Source organism: Methylocystis rosea SV97 (genome assembly GCF_000372845.1).
Classification (GTDB): Bacteria; Pseudomonadota; Alphaproteobacteria; order Rhizobiales; family Beijerinckiaceae; genus Methylocystis; species Methylocystis rosea.
This window is the reverse complement of sequence record NZ_KB889963.1, coordinates 3,270,409-3,296,079: the sequence shown is the minus strand read 5'-3', so window position 1 is coordinate 3,296,079 and position 25,671 is coordinate 3,270,409. Positions and strand designations below refer to the sequence as shown.

Sequence of the window (25,671 nt, the reverse complement as noted above, 5' to 3'; positions counted from 1 at the left end):
CGCGCCAATGAGCCATGCTGGCGTGTCGCGCAACCGCGCACCGCGCGGCTGCACTCGTTGTTTATCCACGTCAGCTTAATCACACCGACACGTCACTACCAGCACGTGCAGCCGCCGCCGTAGCCGTAGGCAGGAGCGGCCGCGCCATAGTAGCCGGGGGTAGCTGCGCCATAGTAGCCGGGATAGGAAGAGCCCCAATAGCCGGAGCCGCCGTAGGGGTAACTCGATGCCGCCCCGAGCGCCAGGCCGGTGGCCAAGCCCGCGGCGCCCAAGCCCAATCCGAGACCGTATCCGCCGCGACCATAATAGCCCCGGTTCCACCCGAAGCCTCCCCGGCCCCATCCGCCGCCGCCCCAAGCCTGGCGGCCCCATCCACCGCCCCCACCCCAACGGCTCCACGCGGAGGCCGGGGTGGCGACCGACAACGCGCCAACGAGCATAGTTGCGGCGAGCGCTGTCGTAAGAAGCTTGCGTGAGTTTTTCATTCCAAAATCTCCAGATCCTCGTGTGAGGAGCCCCCCCGAGCACGCCTAACGCGAGACCAGTACTGTTGTTCCGGGCGCGAGGTTGAGACGGGGAGCTTTGTCCTGCGGAGGCCGCGGCTTGCGGATTGCTCTTTCAACGCTGGAGCAAGGAAAAATCACAGGGATTCTATCGCGCTATCCAGAAGCTAGCTGCTTGCGGTTAAAGCTCGCCGGGCGCGGTGTGGAAACGTGCAAATCGAGCGGCCCGTGACGGCGTGCGCTGCGTGAGCGAGCGATCAGAACAAAGCGCGCTGAATTGAAACGATCGCAAAAGCGCCGAACTGGCGATGTGCGAGGTTTCTCTATGCTCTATGGAAGTTTTGGCGAGAGAGACGGGACTTGAACCCGCGACCTCCGGCGTGACAGGCCGGCGCTCTAACCAACTGAGCTACTCCCCCGCGAGCGCGCGCACGCGAGAGGCGCCAGATAGCGCAGCCGCATCTTGAGGTCAAGGAACTTCGCGAACGCGAAGCCTTAGACGAGCCGCCGCAGGGGCGGACAAGCTGTGCGAGCGCCCCTGCTGCTCGGCGTCCTTCCCTGACCTTCCTTTGCCTTTCCTTTGCGCCTGCATTAAGCCTCGCGCCATATAAGGAGACAGATGTTGGACGACGACATGCGCAGGCGGCGTATCCGGGTGCGCGCCTGGCGGCGAGGCATGCGCGAGATGGACATCCTATTGGGAGGCTTCGTCGACGCGCGCGTCGAGACGCTTCCCGCGCAGGCGCTTGACGAACTCGAGGCTCTGCTCGACCTGCCGGACGCCGCGGTGTTCCGGTGGCTCTCGGGGGCTGAACAGCCTCCAGCCGAGCGCGACACGCCGCTTCTGCGGCAGATCATCGCCTTCCACACACATGACGGGCCGATCCATTGAGCGCCGCCGCGACAAAGCTCAAGAAAGCGGCGGCGGGACTTCACGCGGCGCGCAACGGCCTCGTCAAAGGCGAAAGGCTGATTTTCGCCCATGCGCCGGACGGCTTCGACGCTTTCGTCAGCGCCGATCTTGCGCGCGCGCTCGCACGCGAGTCCGAAGGACATGCGGCGGTCTTCGTGCATGTCGCGCGCGACGGCGCGCGGTCGGCGGCCTTTCGCACCGCCTTGCGTTTCGCCAATCCCGACGTCGAAATCCTCGACATTCCGGGATGGGACTGCCAGCCTTACGATCGCGTGTCGCCGCACGCGGGCGTCGTGGCGCGGCGCATGACGGCGCTTTCGCGTCTGACACGGGCAAAATCCTCATCCGAACGTCCGCGCGTCGTCACGACCACCGTCGATTGCCTGTTGCAGCGCGTTCCGCCGCAGAGGATGGTCGCCGCGGAAAGCTTCGCCGCCGCGCCGGGCAATGTCGTGAAGCTCGACGAACTGGCGCTTTGGCTCGAGTCGAACGGCTATCTGCGCGCCAGCACCGTGCGCGAGACCGGCGAATACGCGCAGCGCGGCGGCATTGTCGATCTTTATCCGCCGGGGCTGCCGGCCCCGATCCGTCTCGATTTCTTTGGCGAAACGCTCGAGTCGATCCGCTCGTTCGATCCCGATACGCAGCGCGCCACGGGGCAGCTCCGTTCGCTCGACCTGACGCCGATGAGCGAATTGCGGCTGACGAGCGAGACGATGCGCCGCTTCCGGCAGTCCTACGCCGCGCGCTTTGGCGGGCAGACGCGCGGCGACGCCCTTTATGAGGCCGTCAGCGAAGGCCGGCGCTTCCATGGCATGGAGCATTGGCTGCCGCTCTTCTACGAGCGGATGGATACGCTCTTCGACTATCTGGGCGAGGCCCCTGTCTTACTCGATCCGCTTGTCGAGGATGCGGCGGCGGAGCGCGTCAAGCAGATCGAGGATTATTACGACGCGCGCAAACATGCGCATGATCTCGATCCCGCCGCCTCAAACTATAAGCCGCTCGAACCGCGCGCGCTCTATCTGTCGCTTGAGGAATGGCGCGCAGCCATCGAGGGACGCGCGGCGGCGCAATTCACGCCTTTCGCGGCGCATGACGGCGAGAAAGTCATTGACTGCGGCGCGCGGCCCGGCCGCGACTTTGCGCCCGAGCGCAACACGCCCGACGTCAATGTCTTCCAGGCGGCCGCCGACCATGTCGAGGCGCTGCGCGACGCGGGCAGAACGGTCGTCGTCACCGGCTGGTCCGAGGGCTCCTGCGAGCGGCTCGGCCATGTGCTCGCGGAACACGGCTTGCCCGACTTGCCGCGCGTCGCGTCGCTTCCGCAGGCGTTGTCGAAGGCCGTCTCCATAGCCGTTCTCGGGATCGAACACGGCTTCGAAACGGATGCCTACGCGGTTCTAGGCGAGCAGGACATTCTTGGCGATCGCTTCGTTCGTCGACGCCGCAAACGCAAACCCAACGAAAATCTTCTCGGCGAAGTCGCCGCGCTCGCGGCCGGCGATCTCGTCGTGCATGTCGATCACGGCATCGGCCGTTTTATCGGCCTCGAGACGATCTCCGCCGCCGGCGCGCCCCATGATTGCCTCGAGCTCCACTACGCTGGCGGCGACAAGCTCTATCTGCCGGTCGAAAACATCGAACTCTTGACGCGCTATGGCGGCGAGGACGCCGAAGCGCAGCTCGATCGGCTTGGCGGCGCCGGCTGGCAGTCGCGCAAGTCGCGGATGAAGAATCGCATCCGCGAAATGGCGAAAGGGCTCATCGAGATCGCGGCGCAGCGGCAGCTGCGCGAGGCGCCGAAGCTCGCCCCGCCGGAAGGACTCTACGACGAATTCTGCGCGCGCTTTCCTTATGACGAAACCGAGGATCAGCTCGCCGCCATTGATGCGACGCTCGATGATCTCGCCGCCGGCCGGCCGATGGACCGACTGGTTTGCGGCGACGTTGGGTTTGGCAAGACCGAGGTCGCGCTGCGCGCCGCCTTCTGCGCCGCCATCAATGGCAAGCAGGTGGCCGTCGTCGCGCCGACCACCTTGCTTGCGCGCCAGCACTACAAGACCTTCAGCGAGCGATTTGCGGGCCTGCCGGTACGCATCGGACGATTGTCGCGCATGGTGGGCGCCGCGGAAACGCGCGAGACGAAGAAAGACCTCGCCGAAGGCCGCATCGAGATTTTAATCGGCACGCATGCCGTGCTCGGCAAGACGGTGAGCTTTAAGGATCTTGGACTCGTCATCATCGACGAGGAGCAGCATTTCGGCGTCGGCCATAAGGAGCGGCTGAAAGAATTGCGCGCCGAGGTGCATGTTCTGACGCTCTCGGCGACGCCGATACCGCGCACGCTGCAGCTCGCGATGACGGGCGTGCGTGAGCTTTCGATCATCGCCACGCCGCCGGTCGACCGGCTGGCGGTGCGCAGCTTCGTCTCGCCCTTCGATTCGCTTATTGTGCGCGAAGCGCTGCTGCGCGAGCGCTATCGCGGCGGCCAGGCCTTCTTCGTCTGTCCGCGCATCGAGGACCTGGAGGAGGCCGCGGCGTTTCTGCGCGAAAACGTGCCTGAGTCGAAATTCGTCCTGGCGCATGGGCAGATGAGCGCGAGCGAACTCGAGGACAAGATGTCGGCCTTCTGCGAGGGCAAATTCGACATTCTGCTGTCAACGACGATCGTCGAGTCGGGCCTGGACATCCCACGCGCCAATACGCTGATCGTCTGGCGCGCCGATATGTTCGGCCTCGCGCAGCTCTATCAGCTGCGTGGCCGCGTCGGCCGCGCCAAATTGCGCGCCTACGCACTGTTCACGACCCCCGCCACCCGCGCGATCACGCCTCAGGCGCAAAAGCGTCTGGACGTGCTGCAGTCGCTCGATACGCTTGGCGCGGGCTTCCAACTCGCCAGTCACGATCTCGACATTCGCGGCGCCGGCAATCTGCTTGGCGACGAGCAGTCGGGACATATCAGGGAGGTGGGCTACGAGCTGTATCAGCAGATGCTCGCCGACGCGATCACGCTGTTGAAAGCTGGAATCGAGGAGCCCCAGGAGGAAGCCTGGTCGCCGACGATCGCGATCGGCGCGCCGGTGACGATACCGGAAGATTACGTCGCAGACCTCACGCTGCGCCTGCAGCTCTATCGCCGTCTGTCGACGCTCGAAACGGACCAAGACATCGAAGCGTTCGCCGCCGAGATGATCGACCGTTTCGGCCCGATCCCGCCGGAAGTGGAACAGTTGCTCGAGATCGTCGCGATCAAGGCGCTCTGCCGGCGGGCGCATGTCGAGAAGATCGACGCCGGCCCCAAGGGCGTCATCGTCGCGTTCCGCGAAGACAAATTCGCCAATCCCGCCGGACTCGTGCGTTATGTCGCGGAGCAGCGGTCAAGCGCCAAGGTGCGTCCCGACATGCGCGTGGTGTTCATCCGCGAGTTCGAGAACACGAAACAGCGGCTCGCCGGCACGCGCCGAATTCTGCGCGCGCTCGTCGAGATCGCGGAGAAGAAAGCCGCATGAGTTTTTGCGCCGCAACCCAGCGGCGGTTTTTTGCGTCGCGGGATTTGTTCAGAAAAATCGCTTTCGAAATTCATGCGACTGCGTGACGATTCGCCCATCGCCTCACGGCTTGATCTGTGACAAAGTTGCAGACGTTCAACGGCGCCTGATGCTCGGTTAGGCGCTCAACATGCGCGAAACTCCACCAATGATTCGTCGCGCCAGCGACGACAGGAGCGATCGCGACAAACATTTCAAGGGAGGGCGCCATGACGACGCGAAAACAAGCCTCGCGGGGAAAATTGCTTGCGGCGAGCGCCGCCGCTTTGCTTCTCGCAGCCGGAGTCTCGGTGGCGCAGGCGCAGCAGGGCGGCGCCGAACACGGCGGCATGGACCATAACAAGATGGACCATGGCGCCATGGAGCATGGCAAAATGGACCATGGCGGCGCCGATACCCCGGCGCAATGGGCGGACCCCGGCAAGGCGCAATCAGGCGGCGCTGAATCCGGCAAGGCCGACGAGCAGAAGAGCGAAGCGGGCAAGGCCGACGAAGGTCATGCAGGCCATCACGGCGGCATGTCGGGCATGGGCCAGAGCGGCGGCATGGGCGGCATGGGCGGCGGCATGATGGGCGGCATGTCGGGCATGAGCCACGGCGGCGGCAAGGACGGCGGCAAGGCCGGCGACGGCATGAGCGGCATGTCGCATGCCGGCGGCGGGATGATGAACAAAATGGTCTGCGGCTTCGCCGAACATGTCGATGGGCGCCTCGCCTATCTCAAGGCGGAGTTGAAACTGACGGCGACGCAAACCGGCGCCTGGAGCGCCTTCGACGAGGCATGGCGCGCCGCGGCGCAAAAGGCGAAGCAAAAATGCGACGCCGCCGACATGCGCATGGATCATTCCAAGCCGGAAGTGTTGAACAAGCTCACGATGATGGAGAACCATATGGTCGACCATCTCGAGGTCGTGCGCGCGCAAAAGGCTGCGATCGAGTCGCTCTTCACCGGTTTGAGCGATGAGCAGAAGAAGACCGCAAATGAGACGCTGAGCGGCATCATGAAGGTCGGCATGTCCATGGGCGACATGATGGGCGGCGGCATGATGGGCGGCATGGGCGGCGGCATGATGGGCGGCATGTCGCATTCCGGCGGCGGCATGGGTGGCATGGGCGGCATGCAGCATTAGTCGGCGTAATATCGCTCCCGGCGGGCCGAAGGCCCGACCGGGAGTGCGTTTGAATAGACGGCTTTTAAGATTGAGTTTGGTACACGGCTTCTGGATTTGAGAATGCGCTTCGCGGCCGCGCGTCTTGAGCCGCTCTACTCCACCGAGAACTCGCGCATCATGCCAGCGTCCTCATGTTCGAGGTTGTGGCAGTGATACATGAAGCGCCCTTTGAAATCGCCGAACGGCTTGATGATCCGCAGCCGCTCGCCCGGCGAGACGAGCACGGTGTCCTTTAGGCCGCTGTCGATGAGGCCGTCACGGATCGAGGCGTAGGCGTCCTCGTCGCCCTCGAAGCGGCGCTCGATAATCTCGAAAGGCTGGCCGTGCAGGTGGATGGGATGCGCCATCGACATCATTCCCATCATTCCCATGCCGCCCATGCCCATGCCGCCCATGCGGCCGCGCATCATGCCGCCGCCCATCATGCCGCGACCTTGCATCCCGCCCATGCCCATCCCGCCCATCCCGCCCATCCCGCCCATGCCGCCGTGCTCATGGAAAATCTCGATGAGCTGCGTCGTGTCGACGGGGATGCGCTCGCGTGGCTGGATGTCGTCGTGGCCATAGGGGCGTCCGTTCAGGAACATCGCCATATGCGCCATGGTGATCGCGATCGGCATCGGATCGTCGAGATTGGCGATCTCTTCCTTGCGAAAACGCCGTATCGTCGAGAGCTTTTCCGGTAGTTTCCATGAATCGGTTGAAGCTTTCGTCACCCTGGCCGTAAGTAAAGGGAATTCCTCGCCCATCGCGAGATCGCTTCCCATCATGCGCTGCGCCATCGGCGGAATCAGACCGTAGAATTCTCCGCTCAGCATCGTCAGCTTCGCGCCTTGCGGACGTCCGCTGAAATCGACGATGAGATCGACGCGCTCGGCGGGCGCGAGCATCACATAGGGCCGCGTCTCCGCCTTCTCCAATAGACCGCCGTCGACGCCGATCACGGACAACGGAGTCCGGTCGTCCCAGCACAGTTTGTAGATGCGCGCATTCGAGCCGTTGAGGATCCGCAGACGATAAGCGCGGCTCGCAACGTCGAGCGTGAAGTCGCTTCGTCCATTGACGAGCACGCGGTCGCCATAAAAACCGAACATGCTTGTATGCATGTCGCCGCCGTAGGCGAGCTGATTGTCGCCGTCGAAGGAGCGATCCTGGATGACGAGCGGAATTTCGAATTCGCCGGACGGCAGTCCGAGCGCGCGCTCTTCCTCGTCCTCGACGATGATGGCGCCGGCCAGGCCGCGATAGACTTGCGTCGCTGTCTTCTCGTGCGTGTGCGGATGATAGAAATACATCCCGGCGCGATTGCGGATCTCGAATTCGTAGACGTAAGTTTCGCCTGGATCCAACGCCGCCGTCGGATGGCCGTCCATCAGCATCGGCACATGCAGGCCGTGCCAATGCGTGATGGTTTCCTCCGGCAATTCGTTGCGAAGCCGAATGCGAACCTTTTGTCCCTTTTTGAAACGCAGGAGGGGGCCGAGGTATCCGTCAGGCAGCGCCGTCAGCGCATCCGGCGGACCTTTGATCAGATTGCCGACGTAGCGCCACACTCGCGTGGCCTTGCCCGTCAAGATGGAGGTTTCGTCACGCTTGCAGATTAATTCGAGTTCAATATCCGGCGTGAAAGCGTCGGACGCTCGGTTCGGCGCAATCCGGCGCATCGCATGACCCTGGCCCAAGGCCGGAGCGCCGATCGTCGCCGCTGCGCCTGCGCCGATGAGAAATCCCCGGCGCGACAAGAGCCTAAAGCGTTTCATGCATCCCCCTGAGCGGCGTTCGAGCGCCACTTAAATTAGATACTGCTTATATATGCGGTCTCGGCGCATTGATAACTGCGGCAAATGGCGTCATGTTTTTGCGGGGGCGCGTTTTTGCCCAAAGGCGGCTATAATTTTAAAGTGACGCCCCCCGATCACCGACACAGTTCGATTATGCAAGCAGCGGCGGCGCTGGAGAGCGGCTTTCCATTCCAATGAACGACAGCAGCGGACAACGCGCCTTTAGCGCGACCTTGGCCGTGGACGCCCTTCGGCGGCGCCGCGCGCTCTTGGTGCGCCCGCGCTTCCTCATGTTTCTGCTGCTGTGCCTGCTGGCGCATCTCTGCGTCCTGGCGTTCTTGCTCTTGGAAGACTGGCGCTCGGCCCGCGAAGCGCCGCGGATCGTCGAGGAAACTCCCGTCGAGGTGATCACCGAGCCTCCCGCGCCGAAGCAGGAAGAGCCTCCTGCGCCCGAGCCGGAAAAGCCGCCGGAGCAGCAAAAACAGCAGCAGAAGCCGCCGCCGCCTCCGCCGCCCGTGGAAGAGGAAAAGCCGGCTTTCGACGCCCCGGAGGCCGAGAGCAAGACCAAGTCCGACGTCAACGCGCCGGAGGAGAAGGACATCAAGACGCCGAAGAACGCGGAGGAGAAGGACGCGCCCAAGGACGACAAGCCTCAGGGCATGAAGGACGCCGAGGACGAAGACGGAAAGGCCAAGGCTCCGGAGGAGACCAAGGAAACGCCGCTCGAGGACAAGAGCGACGCCGAGATCATCGAGCAGGCCGCGCCCGAAAAGAAGCCGCAGGAAAAGCCCGACCCGAACGAAAAGGGGTCGGTGAAGAAAGGCGAGGCCAACTCCATCGCCGATCAGCTTGCGGCGCTGGCGCCGATACCCGACTACAAGCTCGCCGCGCCGCGCAAGTTCTCGCCGGTTGGCGGCGGCCATGCGAAGACGACCTATCTGACGATTCTCTACGGCCTCATCATGCCGCACATGCGTATTCCGCCGCGCGTGCGCGGGAGCGGCGCGATAGGCAGGGGCGCGGTTGTCTTCTACATCGACGAGGTGGGCAATCTCACCCATCAGGCTGTGCACCAGCCGAGCGGCGCGCCCGATCTTGACGCCGCCGCTCTTGCAGCCGTGCGCCGCGCCGCGCCGTTTCCCGCGCCGCCGCGCGGCCTGCCGCACTCGATGATCTTCAGCTACGCGACAAAGTAGACCTGTCGCAGGGTGAACTTGGATGTCATTCCGATCCGCGCTTTGTGCGCGATCGGAAAACCCGAGCAATTCCAGGATGTGTTCCGTCTCTCTGGGATCCCGGTCAGGCGCGAACCGCTCGATTCACGCATCATACGACATCCGTTCGAATGGCTCGGATGTCATTCCCGACGCTCGCGAAGCGAGCGATCGGGAATCCAGAGCAAGACCAGCATTCCTGGATTGGCTCTGGATTCCCGGTCAGGCCTTCGGCCTGCCGGGAATGACAAGACCCAAGCGAACGGATCAGGCGGAATTCGCATCAGACGAGCGCGATCGCCGAGACGAGCCGCCCATAGTCGGGCTCGCGGCGATGAACGCTGCGGCGGTAGCTGAAGCAGCGCGCTTCATCCGCATAAGTGTCGACGCCGAGGTCTTCGAAAGAGGCCACGTCCAGCGCCTCGACGCGTGAGGCGATGAACCCCGGCAGATCGAAGGTGGCATGGCCTTCGCGCGCCGTCGGCGTAAAAAAGCGCGAAAAGGACGCGTCGGCGTCGCGAAACTGATCGATGAATTCCGGCCCGACTTCATAGCTCGTCGCGCCGATCGCCGGGCCGAGCGCGACATGGATGTCAGCGCGGCGCGCGCCATGCGCCTCCATCTCTCTGACGGTCGCTTCGATGACGCCGCCGAGCGCGCCCTTCCAGCCGGCGTGGCAGGCGCCGATGACGGCCGCCTTCGCGTCGGCGAAAAGCAACATGCCGCAGTCGGCGCCAGTGACGCCGAGCGCGAGCGAGACTTCCGCCGTCACCACGCCGTCGCATCTTGGCCGCGCGTCGGCGCTCCACGGTTCGCGCACGGCGCGCGCCTCCGCGGAATGGATCTGGAACGGCACCATCAGGCGCTCAGCCTCAACGCCGAGACGCGCCGCCATGCGGGCGCGATTCTCCTCGACATGCGGCGGCGCGTCGCGCGAGCCGACGCCGCCATTGAGCGAGGCGTAGACGCCTTGGGACACGCCGCCGTCGCGGGTGAAAAAGGCGTGGCGCAGGCCGGGCAGGCTGAGATTTCGCGCGGTCAGCGCAGGCGTTTCGAACGTCATCGCGTCAGATGTTACACGAAAAATCCCGGCAGGTCGGGCATGTCGGGATGGGTCACCGCCATAACTTTGAACAGTCCGCCCATCTGATGGCGCGCATCGTCCACGCCGGCGAGACGTTCGAAGGCGTCGATGATCGACTGCGCCTGTTCGGGCGTCGCCTTTTTCGACAAGGTCTCGGCGCGGCGTTCGATGCCAAGCTGCAGCAGAAATTGCGCTTGCGTGACCGGGCCCATCACCTTGGCGCCGCGCGCGCGCGCGGCACGCGCCAGAGCCGCGAAATCGACGTGCGCGGTCAGATCCGCATCTCCCGGGGTAGCGAGCGGATCGACATAGGCGTGGCGCGACACCGCCTGGAGACTTTCGCCAAGCGACGTCTGCTCATAGCCATAGTCAATGAGCAGCAGCGCGCCGCCCTCGGCGACGAGGCGCGTGGCGATGTCGCCGATGAGCTTTTGGCTTGCGGCGCTGACTTCTATGATCGATCCTTCGCGCGCCGGAACATTGAGCGTCAGCTCGATCTGATCGGACAGTCCGAAGGCGAGTTCGCCTTGAGCGTCGAGCCCGACAAGTTGTTCGCGCCAGCCGCCGGCGGTCTTGACGAAGTGCCTGACGGGCAGGGCGTCAAAAAACTCATTGGCGAGGATGAAGGCCGGACCGGGCGGCGTTTCCGCAAAATCCAAATGCCACTGGATCGGCTTTGCGGCCCTGGCCAGCGTCTGGCGTTGCGTCTCGCGCAGAACCGGACTGGTTTCGACGAGATGCACGCTGACGGCGGAAAAGAAGTTGGGCGCGATCGGCGTCACCCGCAGCACGTCCGACATCAGCGTGCCGCGGCCGGGTCCGAGTTCGACAAGCCTTGCCTCAGTCGGCGCGCCCGCGGCGCGCCAGGCTTCGGTGACCCAAACGCCAAGCAATTCGCCGAACATCTGGCTGATCTCCGGCGCGGTGACGAAATCGCCGCCCGCGCCGAATGGATCGCGCGTCATGTAATAGCCGTAGCGCGGATGCGTCAGACAGAGCGACATGTAGCGCTCGAGCGTCATCGGACCGTCATGAGCGATCGTCTCGACGATCTCTCTCTTTAAGGCGCTCATGCCGTCGCGCTCCTTGGGCGCAGCGCGAACAGGATCGCCGCGGCGCCAACCAAAACAAGCGGCGCCGAAAGGACCATGCCCATGGTTAATCCATTGGGCAGCGCTTCCTGCACCGGATCGGGTTCACGAAAAAACTCGCAGAAAATGCGCGCCAGTCCGTAGCCGACGCCAAAAAGGCCGGTGGCGAGACCCGGGTGTTTGAGCGCGCCGTGACGCGCGGCGAGCCACAACAGCAGGCCCAGCGCCACGCCTTCAAGCCCCGCCTCATAAAGCTGGCTGGGATGGCGCGGCACGTCGCCCGCGCTGGGAAAGACCATCGCCCAGGGAACGTCGGTTTCGCGCCCCCACATCTCGGGCTTGATGAAATTGGCGAGGCGGCCGAAGAAAAGTCCGATCGGCGCCACCACCGCGCAAATGTCGCTCACGGTGAGCAGCGGCACGCCGCTGCGACGCGCGTAAAGGACCATGCCGATGGTCGCCCCGACGAGGCCGCCGTGGAAGGCCATGCCGCCCTTCCATGTCTGGAAAATTTCCAATGGGTGCGCGAGGTAAAAGCCCGGATCGTAGATCAGCACATGTCCGAGGCGACCGCCGATGACGACGCCGAAGGCGACGAAGACGAGAAGATCATCGAGAGACTCTCGGCTTGGTCGCGGTTGGCCGCGTCTCCAGAGCGCGTCGTTTGCGGCGAGCGCGCGCAAGCCGAGCCAGCCGAAGATGAAGCCGCCGATATAGGCGAGCGCATACCACCGCAGCGGCACGGGCCCGATGTTGACGGCGACAGGATCGATCACTGGAAAGGGAAGCACAAAAATCGGCATTAACCAGGTCCGGGCGCGGGCGCGCGTTTCGAACCTACACGCCCAGCCTGTCTTTTACCCGTCGGCCCTGCGGATGTCATGTCCGGTCTGAAGCGCTTCAAAACGCGCGCGCGACGCAGATTACGCCGCCATTTTCTGCGGCATGAACCGTCCGTAAAAAGTTTCGCCCTTCGCCGCCATGTCGCGCAGCAGTTGCGGCGGCTCGAAACGCTTGCCGTATGTCGCGGCGAGCTTGTCGCACAGCGCGACAAAGGCCTTCGCGCCCATGGCGTCGATGTAGGAGATGACGCCGCCCGTGAAGGGCGCGAAGCCGAAGCCGAGAATGGAGCCGACGTCGGCCTCACGCGGATCGGTGACGACGCCCTCCGCCATGGCGCGCGCCGCCTCGACCGCCTGCGTGACGAGAAAGCGCTGCTTCATTTCGGCGACGTCGAGCGTATCGGGATCGAGCTCCTTTTGCGCCAGGGCCGAGAGACCGGGCCAGAGGCTTTTCGTTCCATTGGCGTGATAGTCGTAGAAGCCCTTGCCGTTCTTGCGGCCGAAGCGGCTGTTTTCCTCGACCATGAAGCGCAGCACGCGTTCTTGCGCGGGATCGACGGAGCCTTCGCCGAGGTCCTTCTTCGTCGCCTGCAGGATTTTCCATCCGAGATCGAGCGCGACTTCGTCGTTGAGCGACAATGGCCCGACCGGCATTCCGGCCATGCGGGCGACATTCTCGATCATCGCCGGCGGCACGCCGTTGACGAGCATGATCTGCCCTTCGCGAACATAATTGAGCACGCAGCGATTGGCGAAGAAGCCACGCGAGTCGTTGACGACGATCGGCGTCTTCTTGATGATGCGGACGAAGTCGAGCGCCGTCGCCAGCGCGCGATCGCTCGTTTTCTCGCCCATGATCACTTCGACGAGCAGCATCTTCTCGACGGGCGAGAAGAAATGGATGCCGATGAAGTTCTCGGGCTTCTGCGTGGTTTCTGCGAGCGACGTAATCGGCAGCGTCGAGGTGTTCGAGGCGAAGATCACGTCGGCGCCCACAACCTCCTGCGCGCGCTTGGTGACATCCGCCTTGACCGCGCGATCCTCGAATACGGCTTCGACCACGAGATCGCAGCCTTTGAGCGCGGCATAATCGGCGGTGGCGACGACGCGCGCCATCAGCGAATCCTTGTCGGCGGCGGTGGCGCGGCCCTTGCTGACGGAGCTCGAGATGAGCTTGTCGATCGTGGCCACGCCCTTGTCGGCGCTCTCCTGATCGCGGTCGATGAGAATAACGTCGAGGCCGTTCAGCGCGCTGATATAGCCGACGCCCGCGCCCATGAAGCCCGCGCCGATAATGCCGATCTTCTTGAGATTGGTGGGGCCGACGTCCTTTGGTCGATGTGCGCCCTTGTCCAATTCGTTCTTCGAGAGAAACAGCGAGCGGATCATCGCCGCCGCCTCCTTCGAGCGCAGGATATGCGCGAACCAGCGCGACTCGACGGTCAGCGCCTGATCCATCGGCAATTGCAGCCCTTCATAGACGGCGTGCAGAATGGCCTTGGCGGCGGGATAATTGTCGTAGGTCTCGCGGCGATAGATCGCATTGGCGGCGGGCCAGATCATCATGCCGGTCGGCGAGAACACCCTGCCGGACGGAGTCTTGAACTCCTTCGCGTCCCAAGGCGCCTGCGCTTTGCCGCCGTTGACGATAAAGGCGCGGGCGCGCTCGACGATCTCGGACTTTGGCGCGATTTCATGCACGAGCTTGGCGCCGAGCGCGGCTCTCGGCTTGATCTGATCGCCCCTGAACAGGAATTGCAGCGCGTCGCCCGTCTGCATGATGCGTGACACGCGCTGCGTGCCGCCGGCGCCCGGAAAGAGCCCGACTTTTATTTCAGGCAGGCCGACTTTGGTTTTCTCGTCATCGGCCATGACGCGATAATGGCAGGCGAGCGCAAGTTCGAAGGCGCCGCCAAGACAGACGCCGTGAATGGCGACGGCGAAAGGTTTGCCGCATGTTTCCAACTTGCGATAGAGCAGCGAAAGTCGGCGCGAAAATTCGAAGAAATGCTTGTTCGCCGCGTCTTCGCCCTGCTCCTTGAGCGCCCTGGCGTATTGCGCGGCGCCATGCTGCAGCATGGAAAGATCGGCGCCGCCGGAGAAGGCGCTCTTGCCTGACGCGATCACGCAGCCTTTGACGTCGGGCGCGGCGACCACCGTGTCGATGAGCTGCTCCAGCTCGTCCATCACCTCTGGCGTGATGACGTTCATCGTGCGCTCGGGCATGTCCCAGGTCGCAACCGCGACGCCGTCGGCGCCGGTCTCGAAGCGGAAATTGACGAGGTTCATTTTTTCGTCTCCGAAAGATTTTGCGCTGTATTGAACCTCGTCCTTCGAGACGCCCGCTGCGCGGGCTCCTCAGGATGAGGTTCATAACGTTGCCTCACCCTGAGGAGCGAGCGAAGCTCGCGTCTCGAAGGGCGAGGAAACGTTGCATATTCACACCCGCTCCACGATCGTCGCCGTGCCCATGCCGGCGCCGATGCAGAGCGTCACGAGCGCGGTTGATTTTCCCGTGCGCTCCAATTCGTCGATCGCGATTCCCATCAGCATGGCGCCCGTCGCGCCGAGCGGGTGACCCATGGCGATGGCGCCGCCATTGACATTGACCTTCGCGGGATCGAGGTCGAAGGCTTCGAGATAGCGCAGCACGACGGCGGCGAAGGCTTCGTTCACTTCGAACAGATCAATGTCGTCGACGGTCATGCCGGCGCGATGCAGCACTTTTTTCGTCACATCGACAGGGCCGGTCAGCATCAGCGCCGGGTCCGAGCCGATATTGGCGTAGGCGCGTATCTTCACGCGCGGCTTCAATCCGTGTTTCTCGCCAGCCTCTTTCGAGCCGACGAGCACCGCCGCCGCGCCGTCGACGATGCCTGAAGAATTGCCCGCATGGTGCACGTAATTCAATTTCTCGACTTCCGGATGCGCCTGAATCGCCACCGCGTCGAAGCCGCCCTGTTCCGCGTAAAAGGCGAAGGACGGCTTTAGCGCCGCGAGCGACTGCATATCGGTTCCCGGCCGCATATGTTCGTCGCGGTCCAGCAGGGTGATGCCGTTGACGTCCTTCACCGGCACGATCGAATGTTTGAAGCGGCCTTCTTCCCACGCCTTGGCCGCGCGCTTTTGCGATTCGACGGCGTAGGCGTCGACGTCATCGCGCGAGAAGCCGTATTTTGTCGCGATGAGATCGGCCGACACGCCCTGCGGCATGAAGTAGGAGGGAATGGCGATCGTCGGATCGACGGGCCAGGCGCCGCCCGACGCGCCGATGCCGACGCGGCTCATGCTCTCGACGCCGCCGCCGATCGCAAGATCATGCTGGCCCGACATGATTTCGCCGGCGGCGAAATTCACCGAATCCAATCCGGACGCGCAGAAGCGGTTGATCTGCACGCCGGGCACTTTGTAGGAGTAGCCCGATGAAATCGCCGCGGCGCGGGCGATGTCGCCGCCGGCTTCGCCCACCGGATCGACGCAGCCGAGGATCACGTCGTCGATTTCGGGACCTTCGAGCTTGTTGCGCTCCCTGACCGCTTGCAGCGCCGTGACGGCGAGGCCGAGCGACGAGACCTCATGCAGCGAGCCGTCCGGCTTGCCGCGACCGCGCGGCGTGCGAACGGCGTCATAGATAAAAGCGTCTGGCATGAAGCGTTCCTCTTCTCGAATCTTTCCAGCGCGTCCCTCTCCCGCTTGCGGGAGAAGGAGGGCGCCCCTTAAAACATCTCCTCGGCGAGCGACATCATCGTGTCGGCGCCGGTTGAAATGCGCGTCAGGCGCAGGCGTGTTTCAGGCAGCATGCGTTCCATGTAGAAGCGCGCGGTCAACAGCTTCGCATCCATCAGCTCGGCCCGCTCAGGCTCCTGCGCCTTTTTCTCTATCGCCGCCTGCGCGATCTTCACCCACATCACGCCGAGCGCGACGCGGCCGAAGAGATGCATATAGTCGTAAGAAGCGGCGCCGGCGTTGTCGGGCTTCGTCATGGCGTTCTGCATCAGCCACATCGTCGCCTTTTGGAGATCATCGAGCGCCGCCTTCACGGGCGTGGCGAAGGACTTCATCGCTTCGTCCGAAGCGAGCGGCGCCAACAGCTCCGTCGTGTCCTTGAAATAGGCCATGATCGCGCGGCCGCCGTCGCGCGGCAGCTTGCGGCCGACGAGGTCGAGCGCCTGGATGCCATTGGCGCCCTCGTAGATCATGCTGATGCGCGCATCGCGCACGAACTGTTCCATGCCCCATTCGCGAATATAACCGTGTCCGCCGAGCACCTGCTGGGCCTTGACGGTGTTTTCGAAGCCGATGTCGGTGAGCACGCCCTTGAGCACGGGCGTCAACAGGCCGAGGCGGTCTTCCGCCGCCTGGCGCGAGGCCGCGTCATCCGATCGGTGCGCGATGTCGCTGTCGAGCGCGGCCGAAAGCGCGAAGCCGCGCGCCGCTTCGTTGAAGGCCTTCATCTCGAGCAGCATCCGCCGCACGTCCGGATGCACGATGATCGGGTCGGCCGGCTTGCCGGGGTCTTTCGGACCAGAGAGCGCGCGGCCCTGCAGACGCTCCTTGGCGTATTGCGCCGCGTTCTGGTAGGCGACCTCGGATTGGGCGAGGCCCTGCATGGCCACGCCGAGCCGCGCCTCGTTCATCATCACAAACATGGCGTTCAGTCCGCGATTGGCTTCGCCGACGAGAAAGCCTTGCGCGCCGTCGTAATTCATGACGCAGGTGGCGTTGCCGTGGATGCCCATCTTTTCTTCGATGGAGCCGCAGCTGACGCCGTTGCGCGGTCCAAGCGCGCCGTCGCCGTCGACCAAAAACTTCGGCACGACGAAGAGCGAGATGCCTTTCACGCCCGCGGGCGCGCCCTCGATGCGCGCGAGCACGAGATGCACGATGTTTTCGGTCAGATCGTGCTCGCCGGCGGAGATGAAGATTTTTTGCCCGGTGATCGAATAGGAGCCGTCGCCGCGCGGCGACGCCTTGGTCGTCAGCAGTCCAAGATCGGTGCCGCATTGCGGTTCGGTCAAATTCATCGTGCCCGACCAGCGGCCTTCGGCCATCTTCGGCACATAAAGTTTCTTCTGCTCGTCGTCGCCATGGCGCAGCAGGGCGGCGAGCGCGCCTTGGGTCAGACCCGGATACATGGCGAAGGACATATTCGCCGAGGAGGCGAACTCGTTCATCGCCATGGCGAGCGTATAGGGCAGGCCCTGGCCGCCATATTCCTCGGGCACGGCGAGACTGATCCAGCCTCCTTGAGCGAAAGCGTCATGCGCCTCCTTGAAACCCGGCGGGGTGGAGACGGAGGCGTCGTCGTGGCGCTTGCAGCCCTTTTCGTCGCCAATCTGGTTGAGCGGCGCGAGCGCCTCCTCGCAGATCTTTCCCCCCTCCAGGAGGATTTGCGACAGGACGTCCGGCGTCACGTCCGCGAAGCCTGGCAGATTGCCGAAGCGCTGAAAATTCAAGACATCATTTAGCAGGAAGAGGGTGTCGTCTACAGGCGCCTTGTAGCTCGGCATCAACGCCTCCTTGCAAGCCGGCGCTTGGCGCCGAGCCGTCGCGCCGCGATTCTCTCGGGCTGCGTCATAGGTAGAGAGGCGCCGGCGCGGGCGCAAGCGAGCCGATGTGTGACAATCGTGAACGCGACGGGTCTTTAGAGCCGTTTCTTAACGGCTTCTTTACTGCGATCGACGGAAAGTCACGGCGGTCGGCGGCCCGCGCCGACAGTAGCGCGCGATTCGCGTGTTCCACCGCGTTTTTGTCACAATTTCCACGGGTCGGTCCCGCCGGACAGCCACATGACCAAGGCGCAATTTCCTGATCAGGGTCGTCCGAATTCCGAGTCGCCCGAAGATAAGCGCGAGACCGGATATCGGGGGGGAAATCTTCCCAATGTGGAAGAGCCACGCGACGAGAACCGTGGCGTCGACGAAGACTCCATCTGGCGGTCGATCGCCGCGCTCTCCAAAAGCCGTATCGAGAGCCAGCTCGGCGAGCAGCCGGCCGCGAATGCGCGGCCGATTCGCAGCGCGCTAGCGGAGCTGGAAGCGCGGCTCGCGCGGCTAGCGGGCGAACATCGCGGCGCCGACGTCGAGAAGACGCTGCGCGGCCTTGATCAGCATCTCGCCGATATTGCAGGACGCCTGGACGACAATACGGCGCGCGGGCGCGTAGCGAAGCCAGCGGTGACATCGGGCGCCTTAGCCGGCTCGCGGAACGCCAGCTCCCCGGATAGTGGGCGCGACGCGCGCAGCGCGGATGCGGCCGCCCGGCCAATTCTGGAAGCGTTCGCAAAAATCGCGCAGCGCCCACGCGCGCGCGACGACGCCCTCGGCGGATCTGAGAACGCGTCCGGATCGCGCTTTGAGGCGCTGCAGCGCTCGATCGATTCCGTCACGCAGGGTTTAGACAGCTTTCGCGAGGACGCCGCCGAGCGAGGCGACCAGCAGCTTGTGATGATGCGACAAATCGAAAACGTCCGTCGCGAACTCCAGGATATGGCGCAAGCCATAGGCGAACTTGCGCCGCGCGCATCGGTCGCCGCGATCGAAACGGCGATGGGCGATCTCCGCCAGGGCATCGAGTCGCAACGCGGCCGCGGCGTTCCAGACGAGACGCTCGCGCCTGCCGAAAGAATTATCGGCGAACTGCGCGCCGTGATCGAAGATCTCGATCCCACGCCCATCGTGCGCAACCTGCGCGCCGACGTCGAAACGATCGGCTTCAGGCTGGAGAAGCTGCAGAATGGAGACGTTGCGAACGCTTCCGCTGTGCGCGACCTCGCGCGTGAAACTCATGAGATCAAGGAACAGCTGACGGCGCTTATGGCGCGCCCGCTGCCGCTTGAGAGGATCGAAACACGTATCATCGACGTCACGCAGCGAGTCGACGCGCTGGCGCTTTCACGTGGCGCGTCCGGCGCGGATCTCGGCGAAGTGGTCAAGGCGATCCGCTCCATCGTCGCGGCGGAAACCGGGAAGGGGCTGGAGACCTTCAATAAGCGGCTGGAGCGGCTCGCGCGCAAGCTTGACGTCGTCGTCGAACAAACGGCGGCGGCGCGATTCGATGAAATCGGCGAGCGCATCGACGAACTCGGCAAGACGCTGGCTCAGCGCATCGATCGCGGCGCCGCGAACATGGCCCCCCTCGAAGCGCTCATCACAACGCTCGCCAAGAAAATCGATACGGCGCTGGACGGCGACAGTCACGCCTCGGCGTTCGAGGAGATCGGCCGCAGGTTCGATCAGTTCGAGTCCCGCGTCGAGGACAGCGCGTCGACAGAATCGCTCGCGCGCATCGAGGCCATGCTTGCCGAACAGAACGCCGAGCGTCAGTTCGCCGATCTCGCCCAGCGCATCGATGAGCTACGACAGACGATCGCCGCGCGGTTGGAAAACCCCGGGGCCGTCGGCGATTCCGAACATTTCGCCGCGCTCGAGAATTTGGTGCGCGGCCTCGACAGAAAAATGGACGCCGCGTTCGCCGCCGACGCGCGAGATCTCGATTTGCAGGCGGTCGAGCGTCAGCTCGCGCAGCTCTCGTTCAAGATCGACCGGCTCGACGATCCATTCTCAGCGCCGCGGTTTGGCGAACAGAACGCTCGGCTCGACGAAATCGTCGAGCGCCTCGACCGGATGCACGCCGCATTCGCGCAGCGGGTCGAAGAGAGCGGGAGCGTCGAGAAACGAGAGGGCGAGTTGGCGGCTCTCGTCGGGTCGCTCGCCGACCGCATGAAACAGTCGGCTGATCCCGCGGCCGATGACGGCGCGCTCAAGTCGCTTGAAACTCAGATCGGCGCCCTGGCGCAGCGGCTCGAACGGATCGACGCGGGGAGCGGCGCGCTCATCGGCTTTGAGTCGAAGATCAACGATCTTTTCGCGCGCCTGGAGGACACGCGGTCCGCAACGACGCAGGCGGCGGAGGCGGCGGTGCGCCGGGCCGCCACGGAGGTTCTCCGCGATGCGGCGGGCGTTCAGCCGGCGGCCGTGCGCGTCGCTGTGCAGCGCGAATTGAACGAATTGCTCAGGACGCAAGACGCGAGCGGTCAACGCACGAATGAGACGCTGACGGCGGTCCATCAAACGCTCGAGCGCGTCGTCAAACGGCTGGGCGTGGTCGATGACGAATTGACCGAGAACCGCGGCGTCGCGGTGCGGTCGACCGAAGCAGAACTCGGTGTCGACCTTTGCGGCGATGATACGCGCGAGCGTCTCGGCGCGCCGGCCGCCGCTGACGCCTCAGATGCTGACGGCGAAGCCTTGGCGCCGGTCGATCCGATGGAGTTCCTGCTGCCGGTCGGCGAGAGCGTCGTGGAACGGCGCGAGCCTTTCATTGCGCCGCCAGGATCGGACGCCGATCAGGCCGCGCATCGCAACTCGATTCAGTCGGACTTCATCGCCGCCGCGCGCCGCGCCGCGCAAACGCCTGCGGCCGAGGCTGACGCTCAGTCGGCCGAAGCGGCGCGCCACGCGGGACAGGCTCAGGAAAAGCCGCCGGGCGCCGCCGTCGTCAATTTCAGCGCCCTCATCCAAGACCGCAAGCGTCCGCTGCTCTTAGGCATTGGCGCGGTCATGCTGCTGATCGGCGCCTATCAGATCGCGCGCTTGGAGGGGCAGGGCGGCTTGACGCTCGGGCCGTCGCTCAGACAGCAGGAGGCGAAGGCGCCAGCCAAGGCGGTTCGGCCGGCTTTGTCGCCGGAAAAGCGTCTCGCCTCTAACAGCGCCTCGTCGCCGGCGGTCGCCCAACGCCCGACCAAAGAACTTCCCTCTGGCGCGGCGCCGGCGGCGCCGGTCGCGCGACCCGTCGTCGCGCAGCAGAACATCGATCCGACCCCCACCGGAACGATCGAGGCGCCGCCGCTGTCGCCCGGCGACGCCTTGGCGACGATCGAGCGCCTCGCCGTCGAGGGCAATCCGGCCGCCCAGTACGAAATGGGCGCGCGTCTTGTTGAGGGACGCGGCGCCGCGCGCGACGCCAAGGCGGCCGCGCATTGGTTTGAAAAGGCAGCCGAAATGGGCCTGGCGCTCGCCCAATACCGGCTGGGTTCGATGTATGAGAGGGGCGTTGGGGTCGCGCGCGACTACGCCCGCGCCAGGCAGTGGTACGAGCGCGCGGCCGAGTCCGGCAACGCCCGCGCCATGCATAATGTTGCCGTGCTTCTCGCCGAGGGCGGCGACGGCAAGCCGGATTACGCCGCCGCTGCCGAGTGGTTCCGTCGGGCGGCCGAATACGGCATCCGTGACAGCCAGTTCAATCTCGGCATCCTCTACGCTCGGGGCCTTGGGATCAGCCGCGATCTGCAGCAATCCTACGTGTGGTTTTCCGCCGCAGCCGACCAGGGCGACGACGACGCGGCCAAAAAGCGCGACGAAATCGGCGCCCGGCTCGATTCCAAGGAGCTTGCCGCGGCCAAGGCGATGGCCGCGTCGTTCCGCGCCAAAATTCCGACCTCGGAGGCGAATGACGCGCCGGCGCTCAGGACGGGCGGCGGCGAGGGCGCACGGGAGCAGACCCCGGTGAAGCCGGCGCCGAAGTCGCCTTCCGGCAAGCCGCGGGTCTCGCAGCTTTGAAGCTTCGCTTGGCGGGCCATTAACGATTCGTCTACGGGATCGCTCCTATTGTCCGATCGAGCGAGCTTGCCGGCGCAGCGCGTGCGCACATGTGGCTCGCCCGTCTTGGGAGAATACGATGCGCAGAACTATTGCGACGCTTTCGGCGGCTTTGGCTCTCGGCGCGGCGTCCCTGGCGCCGATTGCGCCAGCGCGCGCCGATTCAGCCGGCCCCGCCATTGCGGCGGGCATTGGCGGGTTTGCGCTTGGCGCCATCACCGGCGGGGCGCTCGCCAACTCGGGGCCGCCCGTGGTCTATGCGCCTGCGCCCGTCTATGTGGCGCCGCCACCGGTGTGCTGGGTCGAGCGCCGTCCGGTCTTCGACGAATATGGCGAGGTGATCGGCTCCCGCCCGCGTCGCGTCTGCGAGTGACGCGGTCTTTTCACGACCGATGCGGCTCATGAAAAAGCCGCGTCCTTACGCTAGAATTCGTGGCATGAAGGCACATCATCTTCTGGCGGCGCTTGCCGCGCTCATGCTCACGGCCGCGCCCGCCCGCGCCGAATGGTCGAGCTGCCTCTCCAGCCTGCGCTCGGCGGCGGCCAGCGCCGGCGTCGGCCAGCAGACCATCGCGTCGGCGACGAATGGGCTCGCCCCGAACGACGCCGTCAGCTTCATGGACAAGCAGCCGGAGTTTACGACGCCCGTCTGGGACTATGTCGCCGGGCTCGTCGACGAGGAGCGCGTCGAGGAAGGGCGCGTGATGCTGCATCAGCATTCCCGCGCGCTGCACGCGGCGGAAGGCCGCTACGGTGTGGACGCTCCGACCATCGTCGCCGTGTGGGGCGTCGAATCCGACTTCGGCAAGAGCTTCGGAAAGCGCCCCGTGGTGCAGAGCCTCGCGACGCTCGCCTGCGAAGCGCCGCGTCGCAACGACTATTGGCGCAAGGAATTCATCGCCGCGCTCAAAGTCCTCGACCACGGCGATATCGCGCCGGAGGAGTTCTACGGCTCCTGGGCGGGAGCTTTCGGCCACACGCAATTCATGCCGTCGACCTTTCTCGGCATGGCGGTCGATTTCGACGGCGACGGGCGGCGCAATATCGCCAGCTCGGCGGCCGACTCGCTCGGCTCGACGGCGAATTATCTGCACAAGAGCGGCTGGCGCGCCGGCATGCCCTGGGGCTTCGAAGTGCGTCTGCCGGAAGGCTATTCCGGACCTTCCGGACGCAAGGGCCGCCAATCGATGGGCTTCTGGCAGTCGCGCGGCGTGACGCGCCTCGATGGCGGCGGCCTTGGCGAGGGAACTGCGGCGCTGCTGCTGCCGGCGGGGCGGAACGGACCCGCGTTCCTGGTGACGAAAAATTTCGACGCGGTCTACGCCTATAACGCCTCCGAATCTTACGCGTTGGCGATCTGCGTCCTGTCCGACAGGCTGCGCGGAAGGCCGGGCATTCAAACGCCATGGCCGACAGACGATCCGGGCCTCTCGCGCGCCGAGCGCCGCGAATTGCAAGCGCTTCTGACCCGCAGCGGCTACGACGTCGGCGACTCCGATGGTGTGATCGGAACCAAAACCAAAGAGGCGATCGCCGATTTTCAGTCGCGCGCCGGCTTGCAGCGCAATGGCCGCGCCGGCCTAAAGGTTCTTAACGCCTTGCGCGGACGATAGCGCCGGCGGCGCCTCCACGTTGAAGTCGGGTTCGGCGGCCGTTTCGTTGACCAATTTGAGGTCGTCGGCGATCCACGCCTTCGTCAGCTCCCAAACGACGGCGAGCACGACCGGTCCTGCAAACAGGCCGGCGATGCCATGCGCGAGAACGCCGCCGATCACGCCCACGAAAATCACCGGTATCGGCGTCGACAGCCCATGCGCGAAAATGAACGGCTTCAGCACATTGTCCACGTAATTGACGCTGAGCATGCAGACCGTCAGCGCCAGCGCCGGCCCGGTTGCTAACGTCGTCCACCCCCAGAAGATGACGGGCGCGACGACGATCAACGGCCCGATCTGAATAATGCCGAGGACGAGGATGGCGAGAGTCAAAAGGCTCGCGCCCGGCACGTCGGCGAGATACATGCCGGCGCCGCCAACGATGGCCTGCAAGAGCGACAGGCCCATGACGCCGCGCGAAACCGCGTTGATCGTCGCGCCCGCGAGATCGACGAATTTCTCGCCGCTCGAAGGATCGATCCGCCGCGACAGCGCGCGCGCCCCTGCCAGCATTTGCGGCGCGGCGGCGAGAATGAAGCCCATGAGCAGGACGGAGACCAGAAATTTGAGCGTGCCCGCGCCGGCGCTCTTCGCCATGTCCAGCAAAAATTCCCCGGCGGGCTTCAGCTGCGGCAATACTTGGGTGAAGGCGCTGCGCAGATTGGTCGAGGCCAGCAGCCAGAAGGAATAGAGCTGCTCGCCGATGAACGGCCAATCCTTGATCGACGGCGGCGGCGGCGGGACGGCGATATCGCCGGTTTCAATGCCCGCCATCACCGCCTTGATGGGGTCGATGGCGCCGACGGCCATCCAGGTGACGGGCCCGATGATCAGCACGAGGCCGGCGATCGTCATCAAAATGGCGGCGGCGATCGGCCGGCCGCCCAATATTTCGGCCACAATGCGAAAGATCGGATAGAGCGCCACGGCAAGCACGACGCTCCACAGAATAATCGCCGCGAAAGGCAGGACGATGATGAAGGTCCAGTAGATCAGCGCGCCGATCGCGAACAGCCGGATCGCCAGTTCGATGACCAGCGTGTTGAAGCGGCGGTCGGAGCCGTTGAGGCTATTGGTCGGATCGTTCACCGGCGTTCTCTCTTCGCGATTTTGCGTCGCAATAGAGTGAAGATTTGGCGGGCGTCTGACAAGAGGAGCAGTTTGCGCGTCATCGGGCGGGTCGGTTCCGGGCGGGCCGCAGCCCCGTCCGAAGGCCAACCGAAGCCCTGCGGGTTCAACCGGCCCTAATAGTCGCCGCTTCCAACCAAAGGATGGATGCCGCCGGCGCCGCTGTGATCGGCGTTCTGCCGATTGCGCTTGCCGGTTTTTGTCGCCTGGTCCGATTTTGCGGCCGAAACGGATTTGGCGGTGGATTTTGAGGACGCCGCGGACGCGGGCGGCGCAGCAATTGCGCAAGCGACAATCAAAGCAAGAATGTAACGCATGGGGTTACTCCCTGGGCCAGGAGGTCCATCGACCAGGGCCCAGCTAATAGTTAGCACAATTCGCCGCGCAGGCGAGCGCGTCGGGCGCAGACCCCCGCGGCGCTTCGACAAGCCTTGCGCATTCTGCGATAGACTGTCCGCTCCACATCGAAAGATTCGAGCCGCATGACCATCCGCCTCCACCAGGGCGATCTCCCCGAGGGGATCGGCGCTGGCGCCATTGTCGCGATCGACACCGAGACTCTGGGCCTTAATCCGCATCGTGACCGTCTGTGCCTGGCGCAGCTCTCCTTCGGCGACGGGAACGCCGAGCTTGTCCAGTTCGGGCGCGGTCAGACGCGCGCGCCAAATCTCGAGCGCCTGCTCGCCGATCCGGCCGTTCTGAAGCTCTTCCACTTCGCCCGTTTCGACATCGGCATATTGGCCAAGACCTTCGGCTTCGTTCCGGCGCCGGTCTATTGCACCAAGATCGCCTCCAAGCTCGCGCGCACCTATACGGACCGGCATGGCCTGAAGGATCTCGTGCGCGAGCTTCTTGGCGTCGAGATTTCGAAGCAGCAGCAGTCGTCGGACTGGGGCGCCACGGTTCTTTCCGACGCGCAGCAGACCTATGCGGCGTCGGACGTCCTCTATCTGCACCAGCTCAAGGACAAGCTCGACGCCATGCTGGTCCGTGAGGGCCGCGCCGAATTGGCGCAGGCCTGTTTCGACTTTCTTCCCGCCCGCGCCCGGCTCGACCTCGCCGGCTGGCCGGAAACGGATATTTTCGCCCATGAGTAAGGCTCTGGCGATCGAGGCTTTGGCTTTGCCTCGAATTCGCC

At 64.6% G+C, this 25,671-nt stretch carries 18 protein-coding genes and 1 tRNA gene; 8 read left to right on the top strand and 11 right to left on the bottom strand.

Annotated elements, in window-relative coordinates:
- Positions 1-95: 95 nt before the first annotated feature.
- Both A3OO_RS24300 and A3OO_RS0117300 read right to left on the bottom strand, forming a co-directional pair.
- Positions 96-485 (bottom strand): hypothetical protein, encoded by a 390-nt coding sequence (locus A3OO_RS24300; protein WP_245257183.1) that lies wholly within the window; start codon positions 483-485, stop codon positions 96-98.
- 360 nt (positions 486-845) lie between these two features.
- A tRNA-Asp gene (locus A3OO_RS0117300) sits at positions 846-922 on the bottom strand.
- A gap of 200 nt (positions 923-1,122) precedes the next feature.
- Between A3OO_RS0117300 and A3OO_RS0117295 the strand changes: the two genes are divergently transcribed.
- The 3 genes from A3OO_RS0117295 (at position 1,123) to A3OO_RS0117280 (ending at position 6,097) form a co-directional block, all read left to right on the top strand.
- Entirely contained in the window at positions 1,123-1,395 is a 273-nt protein-coding gene (locus tag A3OO_RS0117295; RefSeq protein ID WP_018409114.1) for an FAD assembly factor SdhE, read from the top strand.
- Positions 1,392-4,928, top strand: coding sequence for a transcription-repair coupling factor (gene mfd / locus A3OO_RS0117290; RefSeq protein WP_018409113.1), 3,537 nt, complete (start codon positions 1,392-1,394; stop codon positions 4,926-4,928). The genes A3OO_RS0117295 and mfd overlap by 4 nt, the downstream gene beginning before the upstream one ends.
- Positions 4,929-5,176: 248 nt before the next feature.
- A complete protein-coding gene (locus A3OO_RS0117280) occupies positions 5,177-6,097 on the top strand; it encodes a Spy/CpxP family protein refolding chaperone (protein WP_018409111.1) in 921 nt (306 codons plus the stop codon).
- 134 nt (positions 6,098-6,231) lie between these two features.
- On the opposite strand, the gene A3OO_RS0117275 is transcribed toward A3OO_RS0117280, so the two are convergent.
- Positions 6,232-7,899, bottom strand: a complete 1,668-nt coding sequence (locus A3OO_RS0117275) for a multicopper oxidase family protein (RefSeq protein ID WP_018409110.1) — start codon at positions 7,897-7,899, stop codon at positions 6,232-6,234.
- Positions 7,900-8,114: 215 nt separating this feature from the next.
- On the opposite strand from A3OO_RS0117275, the gene A3OO_RS0117270 reads away from it, so the two are divergent.
- Positions 8,115-9,116 carry a TonB family protein gene (locus tag A3OO_RS0117270; protein ID WP_018409109.1) on the top strand — a complete coding sequence of 334 codons (1,002 nt, stop codon included), beginning with the start codon at positions 8,115-8,117 and terminating at the stop codon, positions 9,114-9,116.
- A gap of 301 nt (positions 9,117-9,417) precedes the next feature.
- On the opposite strand, the gene pgeF is transcribed toward A3OO_RS0117270, so the two are convergent.
- The 6 genes from pgeF to A3OO_RS0117240 form a co-directional block, all read right to left on the bottom strand.
- Positions 9,418-10,197, bottom strand: a complete 780-nt coding sequence (pgeF, locus tag A3OO_RS0117265; RefSeq protein WP_018409108.1) for a peptidoglycan editing factor PgeF — start codon at positions 10,195-10,197, stop codon at positions 9,418-9,420.
- A gap of 11 nt (positions 10,198-10,208) precedes the next feature.
- The gene (locus tag A3OO_RS0117260) at positions 10,209-11,291 is read right to left on the bottom strand and encodes a class I SAM-dependent methyltransferase (protein WP_018409107.1); all 1,083 of its coding nucleotides are present in this window, start codon (positions 11,289-11,291) and stop codon (positions 10,209-10,211) included.
- Entirely contained in the window at positions 11,288-12,112 is an 825-nt protein-coding gene (lgt, locus tag A3OO_RS0117255; protein ID WP_018409106.1) for a prolipoprotein diacylglyceryl transferase, read from the bottom strand. Before lgt ends, A3OO_RS0117260 begins: the two co-directional genes overlap by 4 nt.
- A 120-nt stretch (positions 12,113-12,232) precedes the next feature.
- Positions 12,233-14,440, bottom strand: a complete 2,208-nt coding sequence (locus A3OO_RS0117250; protein ID WP_018409105.1) for a 3-hydroxyacyl-CoA dehydrogenase NAD-binding domain-containing protein — start codon at positions 14,438-14,440, stop codon at positions 12,233-12,235.
- A gap of 150 nt (positions 14,441-14,590) precedes the next feature.
- Entirely contained in the window at positions 14,591-15,799 is a 1,209-nt protein-coding gene (locus A3OO_RS0117245) for an acetyl-CoA C-acetyltransferase (protein ID WP_018409104.1), read from the bottom strand.
- A gap of 68 nt (positions 15,800-15,867) precedes the next feature.
- Complete coding sequence (locus tag A3OO_RS0117240) at positions 15,868-17,661, bottom strand: acyl-CoA dehydrogenase C-terminal domain-containing protein (RefSeq protein ID WP_026223100.1); 1,794 nt, start codon at positions 17,659-17,661, stop codon at positions 15,868-15,870.
- A 279-nt stretch (positions 17,662-17,940) separates the two neighbouring features.
- Between A3OO_RS0117240 and A3OO_RS0117235 the strand changes: the two genes are divergently transcribed.
- The 3 genes from A3OO_RS0117235 to A3OO_RS0117225 all read left to right on the top strand — a co-directional run bounded on the left by A3OO_RS0117235 (position 17,941) and on the right by A3OO_RS0117225 (position 23,363).
- Positions 17,941-21,711 carry an SEL1-like repeat protein gene (locus A3OO_RS0117235; RefSeq protein WP_018409102.1) on the top strand — a complete coding sequence of 1,257 codons (3,771 nt, stop codon included), beginning with the start codon at positions 17,941-17,943 and terminating at the stop codon, positions 21,709-21,711.
- 118 nt (positions 21,712-21,829) lie between these two features.
- Positions 21,830-22,123 (top strand): hypothetical protein, encoded by a 294-nt coding sequence (locus tag A3OO_RS0117230; protein WP_018409101.1) that lies wholly within the window; start codon positions 21,830-21,832, stop codon positions 22,121-22,123.
- Positions 22,124-22,187: 64 nt separating this feature from the next.
- On the top strand, positions 22,188-23,363 hold the full coding sequence (locus A3OO_RS0117225) for a lytic murein transglycosylase (protein WP_026223099.1): 1,176 nt from the start codon (positions 22,188-22,190) through the stop codon (positions 23,361-23,363).
- Here the strand turns inward: A3OO_RS0117225 and A3OO_RS0117220 are convergent.
- Positions 23,331-24,494, bottom strand: a complete 1,164-nt coding sequence (locus tag A3OO_RS0117220; protein ID WP_040573964.1) for an AI-2E family transporter — start codon at positions 24,492-24,494, stop codon at positions 23,331-23,333. The two genes, A3OO_RS0117225 and A3OO_RS0117220, sit on opposite strands and share 33 nt — an antisense overlap.
- Before the next feature lie 155 nt (positions 24,495-24,649).
- Positions 24,650-24,850 (bottom strand): hypothetical protein, encoded by a 201-nt coding sequence (locus tag A3OO_RS0117215; protein WP_018409098.1) that lies wholly within the window; start codon positions 24,848-24,850, stop codon positions 24,650-24,652.
- 165 nt (positions 24,851-25,015) lie between these two features.
- Here A3OO_RS0117215 and A3OO_RS0117210 point away from each other — a divergent pair, with 165 nt between their 5' ends.
- Positions 25,016-25,630 (top strand): ribonuclease D, encoded by a 615-nt coding sequence (locus tag A3OO_RS0117210; RefSeq protein WP_018409096.1) that lies wholly within the window; start codon positions 25,016-25,018, stop codon positions 25,628-25,630.
- The last annotated feature ends 41 nt before the right edge of the window (positions 25,631-25,671 follow it).

Bases quoted from the DNA above. Each gene is read 5' to 3' on its own strand.
- A3OO_RS0117240 (WP_026223100.1), bottom strand. From the start codon at position 17,661: ATGCCGAGCTACAAGGCGCCTGTAGACGACACCCTCTTCCTGCTAAAT.
- A3OO_RS0117235 (WP_018409102.1), top strand. From the start codon at position 17,941: ATGACCAAGGCGCAATTTCCTGATCAGGGTCGTCCGAATTCCGAGTCG.
- A3OO_RS0117260 (WP_018409107.1), bottom strand. From the start codon at position 11,291: ATGAGCGCCTTAAAGAGAGAGATCGTCGAGACGATCGCTCATGACGGT.
- A3OO_RS0117250 (WP_018409105.1), bottom strand. From the start codon at position 14,440: ATGAACCTCGTCAATTTCCGCTTCGAGACCGGCGCCGACGGCGTCGCG.
- A3OO_RS0117295 (WP_018409114.1), top strand. From the start codon at position 1,123: ATGTTGGACGACGACATGCGCAGGCGGCGTATCCGGGTGCGCGCCTGG.
- A3OO_RS0117225 (WP_026223099.1), top strand. From the start codon at position 22,188: ATGAAGGCACATCATCTTCTGGCGGCGCTTGCCGCGCTCATGCTCACG.
- A3OO_RS0117215 (WP_018409098.1), bottom strand. From the start codon at position 24,850: ATGCGTTACATTCTTGCTTTGATTGTCGCTTGCGCAATTGCTGCGCCG.
- pgeF (WP_018409108.1), bottom strand. From the start codon at position 10,197: ATGACGTTCGAAACGCCTGCGCTGACCGCGCGAAATCTCAGCCTGCCC.
- A3OO_RS0117270 (WP_018409109.1), top strand. From the start codon at position 8,115: ATGAACGACAGCAGCGGACAACGCGCCTTTAGCGCGACCTTGGCCGTG.
- A3OO_RS0117230 (WP_018409101.1), top strand. From the start codon at position 21,830: ATGCGCAGAACTATTGCGACGCTTTCGGCGGCTTTGGCTCTCGGCGCG.
- A3OO_RS0117275 (WP_018409110.1), bottom strand. From the start codon at position 7,899: ATGAAACGCTTTAGGCTCTTGTCGCGCCGGGGATTTCTCATCGGCGCA.
- A3OO_RS0117280 (WP_018409111.1), top strand. From the start codon at position 5,177: ATGACGACGCGAAAACAAGCCTCGCGGGGAAAATTGCTTGCGGCGAGC.
- A3OO_RS24300 (WP_245257183.1), bottom strand. From the start codon at position 485: ATGAAAAACTCACGCAAGCTTCTTACGACAGCGCTCGCCGCAACTATG.
- A3OO_RS0117210 (WP_018409096.1), top strand. From the start codon at position 25,016: ATGACCATCCGCCTCCACCAGGGCGATCTCCCCGAGGGGATCGGCGCT.
- A3OO_RS0117245 (WP_018409104.1), bottom strand. From the start codon at position 15,799: ATGCCAGACGCTTTTATCTATGACGCCGTTCGCACGCCGCGCGGTCGC.
- lgt (WP_018409106.1), bottom strand. From the start codon at position 12,112: ATGCCGATTTTTGTGCTTCCCTTTCCAGTGATCGATCCTGTCGCCGTC.